Below are 16,577 nucleotides of genomic sequence, written 5' to 3'. Positions count from 1 at the left end.
ACGCATTCATGACACTGCGGGCACGCGAAAAGGCGGGGCACAGGCCGGTCAGATCCTGTGCTCCCGCCTCGCTCGCCGAGCCCGAAGTGCTGAACGTATCCAGCCACCAAAGGGGTTAGAAAGTCACAATCGGGCCGTTATCGGACCGCCGGATCCCAGGTCCGGGCACGCAGCGGCATACCCGACGCGCCGTCCTCCCCCGGCCGTACGGCGAGGACCTGGTTGACGCCGATCTTGTTGCGCTCGAAGGAGAGCGCGGAGGCCGCCATGTAGAGCCGCCAGACGCGGGCCCGCCCCCGGGAGGTCGCCCGTACCGCCTCCGACCAGTTCGCCTCCAGGTTGGCGACCCACTGACGCAGCGTCAGGGCGTAGTGCTCACGAATCGACTCGACGTCACGGACCTCGAAGCCAGCCTCCTCCAGCGTCCCCACGGTCCGGCCGAGCGGCGCGAGCTCGCCGTCCGGAAAGACGTACGCGTCGATGAACTCGTCCACGTGATACGCCTCTTCGTTCGGCTCCGGGCGCCGCGCGATCTGGTGGTTGAGCAGCCGGCCGCCGGGCTTGAGCAGGGCGAACAGGTCGTCGGCGTACGCCCGGTACTGGACCGAGCCGACATGCTCTGCCATCCCGATCGACGAGATGGCGTCGTACGGACCGTCCCTGACGTCCCGGTAGTCCTGCACCCGGATCTCGATGCGGTCGGTCAGGCCCTCGTCGGCGATGCGCTTTCGGGCGTACGCCGCCTGCGCGGTGGAGAGGGTGATGCCGGTGACGTGGGCGCCGTACTCGCGCGCCGCGTGCATGGCCATCGAGCCCCAGCCGCAGCCCACGTCCAGCAGCCGCGTCCCTTCCTTGAGCGCCAGCTTGCGGCTGATGAGGTCGAGCTTGGCGTGCTGGGCCTCTTCGAGGGTCGACCCCCCAACGGACCCGGGGGAATCGTCGAAGTACGCGCACGAGTAGACCATCGACGGGCCGAGCACCAGCCCGTAGAAGTCGTTGCCCACGTCGTAGTGGTGGCTGATCGCTTCCTTGTCGCGGCGCTTGGTGTGCAGCGGCCCCGTGCGACGTCTGACCTCTTCGGCGGGCGGGCGCGGCGGCGGCCAGGGGCCCGCGAGGGCCAGCAGGCCGCGGGCGGCGGCGCGCACACGGGGGTCGCGCACCGGGTGGATGGCGGACTTGGTCTCGGCGCCGCGGTCCCAGAGCAGTCCGGCGATGCGGTCGAGGGCCTCGTACAGGTCGCCCTCGAAGTCGATCTCACCGGCCACCCACGCACGGGCCAGACCGAGTTCACCGGGCTTCCACAGCAGGCGGCGCAGCGCACGGCGGCTTCGGACGACGAGGACCGGAGCGTCGGCCGGGCCGGATTCGCTTCCGTCCCAGGCGCGGATACGGACAGGTAGTGGAGTCCCGAGGAGTTCCTCGGCAAGCGTGGTCAGCCGCAGGGCGGCGTCAGCCATGGTGCACACCTCCGTGACAGTATTGCCCGGATTACTGAGCGTTCACCAGAGATAACACCGACGGGTGTCTCGCAGCATCCCGATGGCGGGCAATGGATCAGCAAAGCGAGTGGCGTCTACATGCACCCGGCCCGTCGCGGAGAACGCCGAAGGGGCCGCCCGCACCACGGATGGCGGGCGGCCCTTCGGGCTGCGTTACTGCGTACTGATTACCGCTGGAGCGTGCTTACCGCTGGAGCCTCAGGATGCCTTGGCCTTCTCGTTGCCGGCGGGCGCGCCCGCCTTGGCAGCGGCCGGGGCCGGGGCCGGCTTAGCGGCCTCGTAGAACTCCTCGCGCGGAGTCTCCATGGCGCCGAGCGAGACGACCTCGCGCTTGAGGAACATCGCCAGCGTCCAGTCGGCGACGACGCGGATCTTGCGGTTCCAGGTGGGCACGGCCAGACCGTGGTAGCCACGGTGCATGTACCAGGCGAGACGGCCCTTGAGCTTGATCTTCATCTTGCCCATGACGATCATCGCGACGCCCTTGTGCAGGCCCAGACCGGCGACCGCACCCTTGTTGGCGTGGCTGTACTCCTTCTGCGGGAAGCCCCGCATGCCGGAGACCACGTTGTCGCCGAGGACCTTGGCCTGACGCAGCGCGTGCTGGGCGTTCGGCGGGCACCAGGCGTTCTCGACGCCGGCCTTGCGGGCGGCGACGTCCGGGACCTGGGCGTTGTCGCCCGCGGCCCAGATGTAGTCCGAGCCCTGAACCTGGAGCGTCGTCCGGGTGTCCACGTGACCGCGCGGGCCGAGCGGCAGGCCGTAGCGGGCCAGAGCCGGGTTCGGCTTCACGCCGGCGGTCCACACGATGGTGTTGGAGTCGACCTCGAGGCCGTTGTTCAGCACCACGTGGCCGTCCACGCAGGAGTCCATGCCGGTCTTGAGGTAGACCTCGATGCCGCGGCCCTCGAGGTGCTCCTTGCCCCACCTGCCGAGCTCGGGCCCGACCTCGGGAAGGATCTTGTCGGCCACGTCGACGAGCAGGAAGCGCATGTCTTCGCGCTTGACGCTGGTGTAGTACTTGGCCGCGTCGCGGGCCATGTCCTCCACCTCGCCGATGGTCTCGGCGCCGGCGAAGCCGCCACCCACGAAGACGAAGGTCAGCGCCTTGCGGCGGACGTTCTCGTCGGTCGTGGAGTCGGCCTTGTCGAGCTGCTCCAGGACGTGGTTGCGGAGGCCGATGGCCTCCTCCACGCCCTTCATGCCGATGCCCTGCTCGGCCAGGCCGGGGATCGGGAAGGTGCGGGAGACGGCGCCGAGCGCGACGACGAGGTAGTCGAAGGGCAGCTCGTAAGCCTCGCCGACGAGCGGCGCGATGGTGGCGACCTTGCGGTCCTGATCGATGGTCGTGACCCGACCGGTGAGCACCTCGGCCTTGGGCAGGACGCGTCGCAGGGGTACGACGACGTGCCTCGGCGAGATGCTGCCGGCGGCAGCTTCGGGGAGGAAGGGCTGGTACGTCATGTACGAGCGCGGGTCGACGACCGTGACGGTCGCTTCCGCATACCGCATCTTCTTGAGGATGCGTCGTGCTGCGTACAGGCCTACGTACCCACCGCCTACTACGAGGATCCTGGGACGCTCCGTGGTGCTCATGCCATCGAGTATCCACCCCTCGGAGGGGGGTGGCTCGTGAGCCCCTTCACAAGCTCCTTGAGTACCTCTGCTACACTCCGCCGCCCACGTGACACAGGTCATGGCGCGGCGGGGGAACCACGGTGTACGGGCGGACGTTGAAAACCCCCCGTGAGCTGGACGCACGGGGGATTTCGGGGGGTGTACCACCGGTCGGCTCCGGGCCCGGTTCACACCGGCGTAACGCTCCCGGAGCGGTCCGAAAAGCGATCGGCACCGCCTAGTTGAGGCTCCAAAGGGGCTCTGGACCCAGATTCGTAGGCCGAGAGGCCCCAATTCCTTGTGAAGAACTTCACGAAGTTCTTCGCTGAGGCGTTGAGCGGGCGACGCTCAGGCGATGGACCAACCGATTCCGTCGAGGATGTCGTGCTCGCTGACCACGACTTCCCGGGCCCCGGTCCGCTCCATGATCTCCAGCAGTACGAGCGCTCCGGCCCCGATGACGTCGACCCGGCCCGGGTGCATGACGGGGATCGCGGCCCGCTCGTCGTGGGTCGCGGCGAGCAGGTCGCCGGTGATCTCCTTGACCCGCTCGTACGGGACGCGGGAGTGGTGGATCGCCTCCGAGTCGTACGCCTGAAGGCCCAGCGCGATCGCGCCCACGGTCGTCACCGAACCCGCGAGCCCGACGAGAGTGTGCGCCTCGCGGAGCGGCACCGTCTCCTCCGCGAGGTCGAGAGCGGCGCGGATGTCGGCGCGGATCGCGGTGATCTGGCCGGGCGTGGGCGGGTCGGTGACGACGCCGTCGCGCGTCAGGTGGCGTTCGGTCATCCGTACGCAGCCGATGTCGACGGAACGGGCGGCCCGCACGTGGCCGTCGCCGACGACGAACTCGGTGGAGCCGCCGCCGATGTCCACGACGAGGTACGGCCCCGTCAGGTCCTCGCGGCCCGCCAGTTCCTTTGTCGCGCCGGTGAAGGAGAACTCGGCCTCCTGGTCACCGGTGATCACCTCGGGCTCGACGCCCAGGATGTCGAGGACGCCGCGTACGAACTCGTCCCGGTTCTCGGCGTCGCGGGAGGCGGAGGTGGCGACGAACCTGGTCTTCTCGGCGCCGTGGGCCTTAATGGCCTCGGCGTACTCGCGGCAGGCGGCGAAGGTACGCTCCAGCGCCTCGGGCGCGAGGCGGCCGGTGCGGTCGACGTCCTGGCCGAGCCGGACGATCTGCATGCGACGGTCGATCTCGACGAGCTCGCCGGTCACGGGGTTGGCGTCGGCGACGAGCAGCCGGATGGAATTGGTACCGCAGTCGATGGCGGCTACGCGAGTCATGCGTGCTCCTGGTGGTGGTCGTGGGTTTTGTTCCCCACCCCGCCCCTTCTCGAACTGGGGCAAGCCCCCGGACGGGCTGGATTCGGCTGCACCCTCCGTCTGGGGCAGCGCCGCGGCTTCGGGAAGGGGCGGGTAGGGGAAATCAGCCTTCGGCGGGGGCCTCGCCCGGCGTCACGCACGGCCCCTTCGCCCACCACTGGGGCAGCAGCGCGAGCGCCTCGTCCCCGAACGGGTTCACGCCAGGGCCCGCTGCCAGCGCGTGACCGACCAGAACATGCAGGCACTTCACCCGGTCCGGCATGCCGCCCGCACTGGGAAAGCCCTCCAGGACCTCGATCAGATCCCGGCGCCGGATGTAGTCCTCGTGCGCCGCGCGATAGGCCGCGGCCAGCTCCGGGTCCTCGGCGAGCCGGTCCTGCATCTCCTTCATCAGGCCCGAGCCCTCAAGCGTGCCGATCGCGCCGGACGCGCGCGGGCAGGTGAGGTAGTACAGCGTCGGGAACGGCGTGCCGTCCTCCAGACGCGGGGCCGTCTCGACCACGTCCGGCTGTCCGCACGGGCAGCGATGCGCGATGGCGCGCAGTCCGCGCGGCGGGCGGCCCAGCTGCAGCTTGAACGCGGCGATGTCCGCCTCGGTGGGCTCGGTGCGCGGGGTGGTCGGGGGTGCGGCGTCCATGCGTGCGTTCGTGCCTTCGTGTTGGTGGTGACTGGTGAACGGTGAACGGTGATTACTGGTTGCCCGTACGGTCGGCCTTGTCGACGCCGTCCCAGAGGTTGCTGTACCAGGGCCGGTCGGCGCCGCCCTGGTCGTCGCGGCGCCTGTCGCGGGCATCGGGATCGTAGACGGTGAAGCCCGTCTCCCCCGGCCGTACGAGGTGAAGGTGCTCGCGGGCGAGGCGCTCGATGTACGCGTCGTCCTTGAGCCGGGCCTTCTCGTCGCGGAGCTCCTCGACGCGTCGGCCGGCCTCCCGCATCCTCTGCTGCTGGTCGGCGATCTCGCCGCGCTGCGACACGTACTGCCGCATCGGGTACGCGAGGGCCACGACCAGCGAGCACAGCACCAGGACGAGGAGCGCGGCCCGGCCGGTGAGCCGGGAGCGGCGGGCCTGACGGCGGGTCTGCGAGCGGTAGACACGGGCGGCGGTCTGCTCGCCGAGCAGCCGAATCCTGGTCGCAGTGGAGAACCGGTCCCGGTCCTTCCCGGCCATGTCTCCCGCCTCCCCTGCCGTTACGCACGTACGTCCCCGGACACGGTACGGGACCGCGGCCGGGGACGTACGTACGACTGGCTGTGCTGTGGTGTCAGCCCTTGAAGCGCGGGAAGGCGGAACGGCCCGCGTACACCGCCGCGTCGTCGAGGATCTCCTCGATGCGCAGGAGCTGGTTGTACTTGGCGACGCGCTCGGAGCGGGCCGGGGCGCCGGTCTTGATCTGGCCGCAGTTGGTGGCGACGGCGAGGTCGGCGATGGTGACGTCCTCGGTCTCACCGGAGCGGTGCGACATCATGCACTTGAAGCCGTTGCGCTGCGCCAGTTCGACGGCGTCCAGGGTCTCGGTCAGCGAACCGATCTGGTTGACCTTCACGAGCAGCGAGTTGGCGGCGCCTTCCTCGATGCCGCGCGCCAGGCGCTCCGGGTTGGTGACGAAGAGGTCGTCGCCGACGATCTGGACCTTGGTGCCCAGCTTGTCGGTGAGGACCTTCCAGCCGGCCCAGTCGTCCTCGAACAGCGGGTCCTCGATGGAGACGAGCGGGTACGCCGCCACGAGCTCCTCGTAGTACTCCGTCATCTCGGCGGCCGAGCGGGACTTGCCCTCGAACTCGTACGAGCCGTCCTTGTAGAACTCGGACGCGGCGACGTCGAGCGCGAGCGCGATCTGCTCGCCCGGGATGTAGCCGGCCTGCTGGATGGCCTCGAGGATGAGGTCGAGCGCGGCGCGGTTGGAGTCCAGGTTCGGGGCGAAGCCGCCCTCGTCGCCGAGGCCGGTGGACAGGCCCTTGGTCTTCAGGACGGACTTGAGGGTGTGGTAGACCTCCGTGCCCCAGCGCAGGGCCTCGGAGAACGACTCGGCGCCGATCGGCGCGATCATGAACTCCTGGATGTCGACGTTGGAGTCGGCGTGCGACCCACCGTTGAGGATGTTCATCATCGGAACGGGCAGCAGGTGCGCGTTCGGGCCGCCGAGGTAGCGGAAGAGCGGCAGGTCCGACGCCTCGGAGGCGGCGTGCGCGACGGCGAGGGAGACGCCGAGGATGGCGTTGGCGCCGAGGGATGCCTTGTTCTCGGTGGCGTCCAGGTCGAACATGGCCTGGTCGATCAGGCGCTGCTCGGTGGCGTCGTAACCGACGAGCTCCGGGCCGATCTGCTCGATGACGGCGAGGACGGCCTTCTCGACACCCTTGCCCTGGTAGCGGTTCGGGTCACCGTCGCGAAGCTCAATGGCCTCGAACGCTCCGGTGGAGGCACCGGACGGAACAGCAGCACGACCGGTGCTGCCGTCGTCGAGGCCGACCTCGACCTCGACCGTGGGGTTGCCTCGGGAGTCCAGGATTTCCCGGGCTACGACGACGTCGATGGACGGCACGAGCATCTCCTTCTGGGATGTGACGCTATGGGGTGCAGGGTCACTTTGGCCTTGCGACAAGAGCCTAACCGGCTCGGGGCCATCGGTCGGCCGTTCGCCCGCCCCCTGGGACAAGAAGAGGTCCGAATACCCGCAATAGCGGACGTAACTCTTCTGGTCAGTACGGCAGAACCCCGGCCCGGCGCGTACGGGGGAGCGCGCCGGGCCGGGGTGGTGTGGGGGTGTCGCCGGGTCAGCCGAGGTGCAGCTGCTGGCCCGGGTAGATGACATCGGCGTCGCTGACGATGTCCTTGTTCAGCTCGAAGAGCTTCTCCCAGCCGCCCTTGACCTTCTTCGCTTCGGCGATCTTGCCGAGAGTGTCGCCGGTCTTGACCTTGTACTCGCCGTCACCCTTCTTGATGCTCTTGGGCGCGGCGGGCTTCGCGGTCTCGGCCTTGGGGTCGGAGCGGACCTCGCTGCGCGAGGCGGGCTGCTCGGCGGCGCGCGGGGCGGCCTGCTCCTGCTTCTCCGAGGAACCGGAGATGTCGACACCCGGGTCGACGCCGTCGTTGGTCAGGCCGCCGGCACCGGCGCAGGCCCAGGCACCCGGGCCCTGCATGTCGAGGAGCTTCTCGGCGGTGGCTATCTGCTGCGCCTTGGACGCCTTGTCGGCGGTCGGGGCGTACTGCGTGCCACCGGCCGCGGCCCAGCTGGACGCGGAGAACTGCAGGCCGCCGTAGTAGCCGTTGCCCGTGTTGATGGACCAGTTGCCGCCGGACTCGCACTGGGCGACAGCGTCCCAGGTCTCGACGGAAGCGGCGGAGGCCGATGTCGCGCCCATCAGCGGGACGGCGACAGCGGCGCCGGTGACACCGGCGAACGCGGCGAAACGCATGGCCTTGGACGGGGCACGGTGCTTGGCCTTGCTGGAAAACAGCATGCGACATCTCCTCACCGACGCCTACGAGGTGAGCTGTCGGGTTCGGGCCAAGTGAGTGCCCGGCCGCACGACGACCTGCGTCGCGTGGCTTAACCCCAAGCCGGTTCCGTTCGTCTTTCGACGTCCGGGCCCGGCGCTTACCTGGGTCCCCCGCTCCTGCCTACGGCGCTTTACGCGTCAGTTCCCCCCGACCGACGGCAGGATTCGGCGTGACGGTCGACGGGGCCCGCGGTGGCGAGCGGTCTGACGGTAAACACATGAGCCCTTGATGTTCAAAGAGGCCCATCAGGGAGATATCGCCCTTCCGTGCCCTTACCTGACCCACATCCACGCAGGTCAGGGGCGGAACGGGCGGACCGTCCGGGCCGCGCCCGCCAGTTGGGGCAAAGAGACCCTTGTCTCACTTGCTTCAAACTGGACATAGCGGCCCGAACTACCCCCCGAAATCAGCCCAGATCGAGGCGCTGGCCAGGGACGATGAGGTCCGGGTCGGAGCCGACGGTCTTCTCGTTCGCGGCATAGAGCGCAGCCCAGCCGCCACTCACGTCGTGCGCGTCCGCGATGGCCCAGAGGTTGTCACCGGCGCGGACGGTGTACTCCCCGTCGGCATTGGCGGCGTCACGTGTCGATCCGTCACCTCGGGAGGCATGGCGCCCCGATTCGCGCCCGATGCCCGGATCGCCGGATATGGCACTGTCAGCTTCCCGGGCCTCTTCGCCGCGGTGCTTGCCCTTGGAGGTGCCCTCCTCGGGGGTGGGCGAGGCGGTCTCCGAAGAGGGGGTCTCGGGGTCGTCAGACGTCTCGGCGTCCTCGGACGGCGTCGCGGACTCGCCCTTGTCGCCTTCGTCGATCTTGACGCTGTCACCGTCGGCCCCGGCGGGCGCCTCGGTCGTCGCGTCGGCCGGTTCCTGGGTCTCGGAACTCTCCGGCGTCGCAGTCGACGTGTCGGTCTTCGGCTCGGCAGTCGCGTCGGCGGTCGGCTCGGCGGTCGGCTCGGCGCTCGCACCGTCGCCCGGGGCGGCGTCGTCACCCTCCGTCAGGCCGGAGATGAGCGCGCAGCTCGGCCACGCCTGCGGCCCCTGCTCGGCCAGCACCTTCTCCGCCACCTGGATCTGCTGGGAGCGGCTGGCGAGATCGGCGCGCGGTGCGTACGCCGTACCGCCGAACTTCTGCCAGTTCTCCGGGGAGAACTGAAGCCCGCCGTAGTAGCCGTTACCGAGGTCGGCGCTCCACATGCCGCCGCTCTCGCAATCGGCGACGCGGTCCCAGGTCGTGGCTTCGGCAGCGTTCGCGCCGGTCGCGCCGAGCAGCGGGATGGCGATGGCCGATCCGGCGACTCCTGCCGCGACGACGAGAGCTGGAGCCTGACGGGGGCGGCGGTGTTTACCGTTCCCGGAGCGCATGCGGTGGCCTTTCGAGTGACGGCTGAGGTTGACGGTGAACGTAGCCGTACTCGAACGTTTGTTACAAGTCGATGCAGCGTAGATCACGTGAAGGTCTCGAATTGACGTAGCGTCACCTTGTTTCGGCGTCGAACTCCACGGGCAAGGTGCGCAGTCCGCGCATGATGAGGCCGCCACGCCACCGCAAATCGGCAGGTTCCACCGCAAGTCGCAGATCGGGCAGGCGCCGCAGGAGCGTAGCGATAGCGGTCTGCCCTTCCAGCCTCGCCAGCGGCGCACCGAGGCAGTAGTGGATGCCGTGCCCGTAGCCGAGGTGCTGGTTGTCGCGGCGCGAGAGGTCGAGCGTGTCCGGCTCACTGAAGCGCTCGGGGTCCCTGTCGGCGGCGGCGAGTACGACAAGCACGGGGTCGCCGGCCGCGACGTCCTGGCCGCCCAGGGTCAGCGGCTCGGTGGCGTACCGCCACGTGGCGAGCTCCACCGGCCCGTCGTAGCGCAGGAGTTCCTCCACTCCCGTGGCGAGCAGCTCCGTATCCCCCTCGGCGAGCGCGCGCTGGAGGCGCTCGCGCTGCTCCGGGTGGCGCAGGAGCGCGTACACACCATTACCGATCAGATTGACGGTCGTCTCGAACCCGGCGAACAGCAGAATGAACGCCATCGCCGCCGCCTCGTTCTCGGTGAGGTGCTCGCCGTGGTCGCTGGCGCGGATGAGGCCCGAGATGAGGTCGTCACCCGGTTCTTCCCTTTTGCGGTGAATGAGTTCGGCGAGGTAGTTGCGCATCTTCTTCACCGACCGGGCCACTCCCCCGCGCGGCCCGCCGCCGTGGCGGATCATCATCCCCGCCCAGTCGCGGAAGTCGTCCTGGTCCTCGCGCGGTACGCCGAGCAGGTCGCAGATCGCGTAGATGGGAAGTGGAAAGGCGAAGTCGTGGATGAGATCCGCGCTGCCCTCCGCCGCAAACCTGTCGATGAGCTGGTCAGTCAGCTCCTGCACGCGCGGCGCGAACTCGGCCACAGTGCGCGGCGTGAACGCCTTCGATACGAGTCGCCGCAGGCGTGTGTGGTCCGGCGGGTCGATGTTCAGCAGGTGCGTCATCAGCTCGGCCTTGCGCTCGCCCGGAATGCCGGTCTTGCCCTTGGCGTGCGCGGAGCCGGCGTGGTGGGCCGGGTCCTTGGAGAGCCGCTGATCGGCGAGCGCCTGCCGCGCGTCGGCGTACCGCGTCACCAGCCACGCCTCGACCCCACTGGGCAGCACCGTCCGGTGCACGGGCGAGTGCTCCCGCAGCCAGGCGTACGCCGGGTAGGGGTCGGTGGCGAACTCCCAGGTGAAGAGTTCGGGCACGGGGCCCTCGGACGCGGGTTCGGGAGTGTTCTGGTGGTGCGGCACGCCGTCGACCGTATCCCTTCGCCTTCAGCCACTGGACGGCTGAGCGGGTCCAGCCGTACCCGCTCCGTCCGGCAAACAGCGGGTGCATTCACATGGCGGAAACCGGAAGGGGTTGTCCAGGATCACCGAGAGGTCACCTGCACACACTAACGTGTCGGTCCGTATGTGCGCCCGCTGTCGCGGCTGACGCGCATTGTCATGAGAGAGCGAGGTTCAGCGCCGTCGGCTGCGGCGCTCACCGGGTCCGCTCCCCGACCCACTGGGCGAGTCGGAAGGCGTCCTCGGCACAGAGTCCGCCGAGCTGGACCATGGCTCTGTCCATGACTGGGAAATCGCCAGTGAGACTCGGGAGCGTGAAGCCTGCCGCTTTGAGCGCGGCAGCCAGGCGCTCCGCCGCAAGTCTGCCGGTTTTGAGCGCGTCATCCGCTGTTGTCTTGCCCTTGGTGACCATGGATCGATGTTCCGGCTGTCACCAGGACGTGGGAACCTCCCCAAAACCCCACTTCGGGACGTCCCAGTGGGAATAAAACGTCCCTATCGGCGTCCGCACTCGGGGAGGGACACTCACATGCAGAACGAAAGACTGCGAGCCGTCATGGCGGCTGGGGGATGGACACACGCGGCCCTTGCGGCAGTGCTGGACGTCGACCCCAAGTCCGTAGAACGGTGGATCAACCTTGGTCGGACGCCACGGCGTACAACGGCGTTACAGGCTGCTGAAACCTTGGGGGAAGACGTGCACGCACTCTGGCCGGCGCTTCGGCAGCCCCGCGCGGCACGGGCCGTCAGCTCGGAACTGGTCGCTCTGTACGACCAGCGGGCAGACCTCCCCGTATCGGCGTTCGCAGACCTGATCACCCGGGCTCAGGAACATATCGACCTGCTGGTGTACGCCGCCGTGTTCCTTCATGAGGCGTACCCACGGCTGAACGAACTGCTGCGGGAACGGGCCGTCGAGGGGTGCACCATCCGCGTCGCCCTTGGCGACGCCGACAGTCCCAACGTCCAGCAGCGGGGAGCGGAAGAGCGCTTCGGGCACGGCATCGAGTCACGTTGTCGTCTTGCCCTGATGCACTACCGGCCGCTGGCCGACGTGGCCGGTAGTGAGCTGCGGACGCACGGGACCACTCTCTACAACAGCGTGTACCGCGCCGATGACCAGATGTTGGTGAACAGCCATGTCTGGGGGGTGAACGCCTACGCGGCGCCGGTCTGGCATCTGCGGCGCAACGGCAACGGTGGCATGTTCACCACCTACACCGAAAGCTTCGACGCCGTCTGGGCCACCGCCCGAGCAGTGGAAGGTTGACCCCATGTCCCGGACCGAGTACTACGACGATCCGCACGCCCCGAAGCCCAACAGCCTCATCGTCGCCGCCTCCGCCGTCGTCACGGACGACGCCGGGCGCATCCTGCTTCAGCGCCGCCGCGACAACGATCTGTGGGCCTTGCCCGGAGGCGGCATGGACATAGGGGACTCGCTGCCCGGGACGGCCGTGCGGGAGGTGAAGGAAGAAACCGGCTTGGACGTGGAGATCACAGGTCTCGTCGGCACCTACACCGATCCCCGCCACGTCATCGCCTACAGCGACGGCGAAGTACGCCGCCAGTTCAATGTCTGCTTCACGGCTCGGGTGACCGGAGGGACGCTCGCCATCTCGGACGAGTCCACGGAGCTCCGCTTCGTACCGGCGGCGGAACTCGACTCGCTCCCCATGCACCACACACAGCGTCTCCGGCTCCAGCACTTCCTCGAGAAACGATCAGCGCCGTACCTGGGATGAGGAATCAGCGGAACTGGGCCGTTTCCTTTGGACCAGTGCCGGACAAACCTCGTGGCACGGCATGATCCCCCGTGTCTAGGCTCGCTCCCATGAAGCGCCCTTCGATGCCACAGCCACTGACCGAAGCGGAGGTGGCTGAGGCTGAGCGGCAGCTCAGGGTCTCCTTCCCGGACGAATACCGCGCCTACTTGTTGGAGGTCAGCGCGGGCGGAGCCGTGTTTCGGCTCGAGCGGACGGAGCGGGGCTGGTGGTGGGCCGAGAACAGCGCGACGCGACGCGAACTGCTGTCCGTCCCCTTCCCCCACCCCGACTCCTATGCGGACGCCGATGATGAGTTGGATGCGCGCGAGCCTCAGGCCCAGGACTTCCCCGACCAGCGGTCTTACGGGGACGCCTGGAATGCCTGGGACGCGGAGTGCGAGGAATTCGAAGACCGGAAGACAGCAGGAGCCGTGATCGCAGGGGACCACGGCTGCGGATTCTTCACGCTGCTGGTGATTACAGGCCCGCTGGCCGGCACGGTGTGGTGGGACGGGCGGGCCACGTGCGGTCTGATCGTTCCGCTGTCCCTCGATCACAGCGGCGGTGCGCAGCCGATCGAGTTCGGCAATTGGATCAAGCGGGAATCCTGGAGCTTGTTGCCGCCCGGCTGGGGATGACGCCCCAGCGAGGACTCCAAGAACGCCTAGTCGGTGTGGCCCTCCGCCGCGCGGATCGCGTCGCGGTACGCGCGCGCGGCGGCGCGCAGGGCCGCTTCCGGGTCGACGCCGGACGCCTCCGCCCGTACCGCCATGGCCAGCAGTTCGTAGCCGATGCCTTCGCCCGCCGGGAGGGGGACGTCGAGGTCCGCGGTGCGTACGCGGGAGGAGAGCTTCGCGGCGAGGGCGAGGCCCGGCTGGCCGAGGGGGACGCCGTCCGTGACCGAGTCGCGCTGCTTCTCGTCGGCCTTCGTCCGCAGCCAGTGCGCCTTGACCTCTTCGGGGGTCTCGGCGGTGTCGTCGCCGAAGACGTGCGGGTGGCGGCGGATGAGCTTGTCGACGATGGTGCCGGCGACCTCGTCGATCGAGAAGGGCTCGGCTCCGTCCTCCGGGCGGCCTTCCTGGGCGATACGCGCGTGGAAGACGACCTGGAGAAGTACGTCGCCGAGCTCCTCCCGGAGTTCCTCGCGGTCACCGTCCTCGATGGCCTCGACGAGTTCGTACGCCTCCTCGATGCCGTACTTCGCGAGTCCCTTGTGGGTCTGCTGCGAGGACCACGGGCATTCGAGGCGGATGCGGTCCATCACCTGGACCAGGTCGAGGAGGCGCGCGCCCGGCAGGTCGTACGAGCCGGGCAGCAGCTCCAGGTCGGGCATCTGGACCCGGCCCGAGCCGGCCAGGCGGGCAAGCCCGTCGGTGAGGGCCTGGTCGCCCTCGCCGGACGGGAGGACGACCACGGTGCGGCCGCCCTCGCACGCGTCCAGCAGCTCCTGGGCGGTCGGCGCGGCGTGCTCGACGGTGACCCCCGCCTCGCGCAGGTACGGCAGCTGCGGGTGAGCCGCGTCGGCGCACAGCACGAGGTCCGCCGCCCGCAGCGTCTGCCACGCGGGCCAGGACAGGAGCCCCGGCGCGACGCGGTGGCTGGCGGTGAGGAGGACGATACGGCCGGGCTCGGATGCGGATGCTTCGCTGGTCACGTGTCGAACGTACCTCGGCGGTACGACAGCCCGGGGGCCAGCCCTCCTGCTACGCGCCCGCCTCCGGCGCCGCTTCCTTCGTCACCTGGGTGATCCACGGCGCCTTGTAGTCGCCCAGCTCCATCTTCTCGTCGTCCCACGTGCCATACCGGGGGTTGACGTCGATGTCGAGCGACTTCGACGCGGCGACGAACGCCTCGTTCACCTTCTGCTGGCCCTCCGGGGTGTTCGTCGCGCCGATCTTCGCGGCGAGCTTGCCGACCAGGACGTCCCGGCGCAGGGCGTCGTCGATCTGGTCCGGAGCGACGCCGCGCTGCTGGAGGTACATCGCGGCCAGCTGCTCCTCGCCGCCCGCCTGCTCGACCGCGTCCGCCCGCGCCTTCTGGATCTCCTTGCGGCTCACGGTCGCACCCGCGTCGTCCGCGGCCCGCTGCACGATCTTGTCCACGATGAGGTCGTAGAGCTTGGCGCGGCCGAGCTGCCCGGTCGAGCCGATGAGCTGGGCGGCCTGCGGCGATGTCTGCTGGGCCTGGCGTACGTCCTTGACCTGCGACTGGAGCGCGGAGACCTCGATACGGCCGCCGCCCACGACGGCCGCCGCTCCTGGATGCGCCTCATTGCCGCACGCGGCAAGAAGCGGCGACGCGATCAGAAGCGCGGCGGAGACGGAGAGCGCGGTGCGACGGCGGCGGTGCAAAGGGTGCCTCCCGGCGGTGATCGTGCGGCATAGCAACGACAGTGCGACGAACGACCTTGCGGTGATCGATGTTAGGCAGTCGGAGTGGTCCGGGCCACTGATTCGCCCAACGATTCGTTCGTGTTCGTGGATGCGCTGTCCCGGGAGGACCGGGAAACCCGTACGGGTCCGCCCAGCATGATCGTGCGGGAGACGACGAAAGTGACCGGGATCGCGGCCGACGCGGCGATCAGCGGGGCGTACGTGCTGTTGAGGCGCAGGACGTCCACGAGGAGATAGACGCCGCTCGTTGTGATCACGAAATTGGCGGCGTTGGTGAGCGGGAAGAGCAGGAATTTCCGCCACGTGGGCCGCGTGTTGTAGGTGAAGCGGCAGTTCAGGAAGAAAGAGCCCGTCATGCTGACGGCGAAGGCCAGGACGTGCGCGGCGACGTACGGCAGCCAGGGCAGGAGCAGCAAGTAGCAGGCGTAGTACGTTCCGGTGTTCACCACTCCCACCAGGGCGAACCTGACCAGCTGGCGGCGGATCACCGGCGTACCAGCTCCCGGCTCTCGGTCAGAGGCGACGCGGTGGCGGACGCCGGCTCCACGTTCGTCGCCTGCACGAGGAAGTGCGGGCGCCGTTTCACCTCGTAATAAATACGGCCGACGTATTCGCCGACCACGCCGACCATCAGCATCTGGACTCCGGCGAGCGCGGTGACGGCGACGAGCAGCGTCACATAGCCGGGGGTTTCCACTCCGTTCACGAGGGCGACACCGACAATCCACGTCGAATACGCCATGGCCACGGCGACCAGCAGCAGGCCGAGATAGAGCGCTGCCCGGAGCGGCTTGTCATTGAAGGAGATGAGACCGTCGAGTCCGTAGTTGAGCAGCTTCGAGAAGGTCCATTTCGAGCGGCCTTCCTCGCGTACGGCATTCTCGTACTCGAAGGTGACGGTGCTGAATCCGACCCAGGCGAAAAGGCCTTTGGAGAACCGGTTGTACTCGGTGAGTTCGAGTACGGCGTCGACGCTGCGGCGGGACAGCATGCGGAAGTCACCGACGCCGTCGACGAGTTCGACGTCGACCAGGCGGTTGATGAGCCGGTAGTACGCCCGGGCCGTGAGCGTACGCGTGACCCGGTCGCCCGTCCTGGTACGGCGGGCGACGACCTGATCGAAGCCCTGCTCGTGCAGCGCCACCATCCGGCGGACCAGGGACGGCGGGTGCTGGAGGTCGGCGTCCATGATGACGACCGCGTCGCCCGAGGCGTTGCGCAGGTCGGCCAGCATCGCCGCCTCCTTGCCGAAGTTCCGGCTGAAGGAAACATAGCGCGTGCGCGGGTCGGTCTCGGCGATCTCCTGGAGGATCGCGAGCGTACGGTCCTTGCTTCCGTCGTCGACATAGACCAGTTCGACAGGGTGGCCGAGGCTGCCGAGTTCTTCCGTCACGTGCTCGTGGAAGCGGCGGACAATCGCCTCTTCGTTGTAGCACGGGACGACAATTGAGATGAGCACGGCTCTCCCCCGGTGGTCGCGCGGTTCTCGGTTTGGGCAGTCGGCTCAGCGAAGAACAACCGCCGGATATGGCGGACTCCAACTCTCCACATGTCGTGTCGGCAACCAATGCGTGAACTCACCGGGTTTTGTGCGTTTTTAGGCGGCCGCAGTGTCATTGAGATCTCTTTTTCCGTCACATGCTGGCTTATTGGGTATCGGGGGCATTGAAGTGCTCTCCCGGCT

General features: G+C 68.6%; 17 protein-coding genes and 1 riboswitch. Of the genes, 3 read left to right on the top strand and 14 right to left on the bottom strand.

Features of this window, described 5'->3' with window-relative positions; translation table 11 throughout:
- Window positions 1-137 precede the first annotated feature (137 nt).
- The 10 genes from J7E89_RS10485 to J7E89_RS10440 all read right to left on the bottom strand — a co-directional run bounded on the left by J7E89_RS10485 (window position 138) and on the right by J7E89_RS10440 (window position 11,146).
- A complete protein-coding gene (locus J7E89_RS10485) occupies window positions 138-1,457 on the bottom strand; it encodes a cyclopropane-fatty-acyl-phospholipid synthase family protein (RefSeq protein WP_214971718.1) in 1,320 nt (439 codons plus the stop codon).
- A gap of 240 nt (window positions 1,458-1,697) precedes the next feature.
- Window positions 1,698-3,095 carry an NAD(P)/FAD-dependent oxidoreductase gene (locus tag J7E89_RS10480; RefSeq protein ID WP_214971716.1) on the bottom strand — a complete coding sequence of 466 codons (1,398 nt, stop codon included), beginning with the start codon at window positions 3,093-3,095 and terminating at the stop codon, window positions 1,698-1,700.
- A 369-nt stretch (window positions 3,096-3,464) separates the two neighbouring features.
- On the bottom strand, window positions 3,465-4,406 hold the full coding sequence (locus tag J7E89_RS10475; RefSeq protein WP_214971714.1) for a Ppx/GppA phosphatase family protein: 942 nt from the start codon (window positions 4,404-4,406) through the stop codon (window positions 3,465-3,467).
- Between the two features lie 142 nt (window positions 4,407-4,548).
- Window positions 4,549-5,082 (bottom strand): DUF501 domain-containing protein, encoded by a 534-nt coding sequence (locus J7E89_RS10470; protein ID WP_214971710.1) that lies wholly within the window; start codon window positions 5,080-5,082, stop codon window positions 4,549-4,551.
- Between the two features lie 52 nt (window positions 5,083-5,134).
- Window positions 5,135-5,614: a septum formation initiator family protein gene (locus J7E89_RS10465; RefSeq protein WP_214971707.1), complete on the bottom strand. Its 480-nt coding sequence runs from the start codon at window positions 5,612-5,614 to the stop codon at window positions 5,135-5,137.
- A gap of 94 nt (window positions 5,615-5,708) precedes the next feature.
- Entirely contained in the window at window positions 5,709-6,995 is a 1,287-nt protein-coding gene (gene eno / locus J7E89_RS10460) for a phosphopyruvate hydratase (protein ID WP_214971705.1), read from the bottom strand.
- Between the two features lie 226 nt (window positions 6,996-7,221).
- Window positions 7,222-7,908 (bottom strand): transglycosylase family protein, encoded by a 687-nt coding sequence (locus J7E89_RS10455; protein ID WP_214971702.1) that lies wholly within the window; start codon window positions 7,906-7,908, stop codon window positions 7,222-7,224.
- A gap of 3 nt (window positions 7,909-7,911) precedes the next feature.
- A riboswitch (cyclic di-AMP (ydaO/yuaA leader) is annotated at window positions 7,912-8,086 on the bottom strand.
- 268 nt (window positions 8,087-8,354) lie between these two features.
- The gene (locus J7E89_RS10450; protein ID WP_214971699.1) at window positions 8,355-9,311 is read right to left on the bottom strand and encodes a transglycosylase family protein; all 957 of its coding nucleotides are present in this window, start codon (window positions 9,309-9,311) and stop codon (window positions 8,355-8,357) included.
- Between the two features lie 112 nt (window positions 9,312-9,423).
- Window positions 9,424-10,695, bottom strand: a complete 1,272-nt coding sequence (locus J7E89_RS10445; protein ID WP_214971696.1) for a cytochrome P450 — start codon at window positions 10,693-10,695, stop codon at window positions 9,424-9,426.
- A gap of 235 nt (window positions 10,696-10,930) precedes the next feature.
- Window positions 10,931-11,146, bottom strand: a complete 216-nt coding sequence (locus J7E89_RS10440; RefSeq protein WP_214971694.1) for a hypothetical protein — start codon at window positions 11,144-11,146, stop codon at window positions 10,931-10,933.
- Window positions 11,147-11,263: 117 nt separating this feature from the next.
- Here J7E89_RS10440 and J7E89_RS10435 point away from each other — a divergent pair, with 117 nt between their 5' ends.
- The 3 genes from J7E89_RS10435 (at window position 11,264) to J7E89_RS10425 (ending at window position 13,138) form a co-directional block, all read left to right on the top strand.
- A complete protein-coding gene (locus tag J7E89_RS10435) occupies window positions 11,264-12,004 on the top strand; it encodes a helix-turn-helix transcriptional regulator (protein ID WP_214971692.1) in 741 nt (246 codons plus the stop codon).
- 4 nt (window positions 12,005-12,008) lie between these two features.
- A complete protein-coding gene (locus tag J7E89_RS10430; protein WP_214971689.1) occupies window positions 12,009-12,479 on the top strand; it encodes an NUDIX domain-containing protein in 471 nt (156 codons plus the stop codon).
- A gap of 89 nt (window positions 12,480-12,568) precedes the next feature.
- Window positions 12,569-13,138, top strand: a complete 570-nt coding sequence (locus tag J7E89_RS10425; protein ID WP_214971686.1) for an SMI1/KNR4 family protein — start codon at window positions 12,569-12,571, stop codon at window positions 13,136-13,138.
- 26 nt (window positions 13,139-13,164) lie between these two features.
- Here the strand turns inward: J7E89_RS10425 and J7E89_RS10420 are convergent, their stop codons facing one another.
- The 4 genes from J7E89_RS10420 to J7E89_RS10405 form a co-directional block, all read right to left on the bottom strand.
- Complete coding sequence (locus tag J7E89_RS10420; protein ID WP_214971684.1) at window positions 13,165-14,154, bottom strand: nucleoside triphosphate pyrophosphohydrolase; 990 nt, start codon at window positions 14,152-14,154, stop codon at window positions 13,165-13,167.
- Window positions 14,155-14,203: 49 nt separating this feature from the next.
- On the bottom strand, window positions 14,204-14,851 hold the full coding sequence (locus J7E89_RS10415) for a SurA N-terminal domain-containing protein (protein ID WP_214971680.1): 648 nt from the start codon (window positions 14,849-14,851) through the stop codon (window positions 14,204-14,206).
- Window positions 14,852-14,922: 71 nt separating this feature from the next.
- On the bottom strand, window positions 14,923-15,381 hold the full coding sequence (locus J7E89_RS10410; RefSeq protein ID WP_308315425.1) for a GtrA family protein: 459 nt from the start codon (window positions 15,379-15,381) through the stop codon (window positions 14,923-14,925).
- A complete protein-coding gene (locus tag J7E89_RS10405) occupies window positions 15,378-16,352 on the bottom strand; it encodes a glycosyltransferase family 2 protein (protein WP_214971676.1) in 975 nt (324 codons plus the stop codon). The genes J7E89_RS10410 and J7E89_RS10405 overlap by 4 nt, the downstream gene beginning before the upstream one ends.
- Window positions 16,353-16,577 lie beyond the last annotated feature (225 nt).

Source organism: Streptomyces sp. ISL-100 (genome assembly GCF_018614615.1).
Lineage (GTDB): Bacteria > Actinomycetota > Actinomycetes > Streptomycetales > Streptomycetaceae > Streptomyces.
Note: the sequence above shows the minus strand (reverse complement) of the source record. Positions and strands in the feature narration are given on the sequence as shown.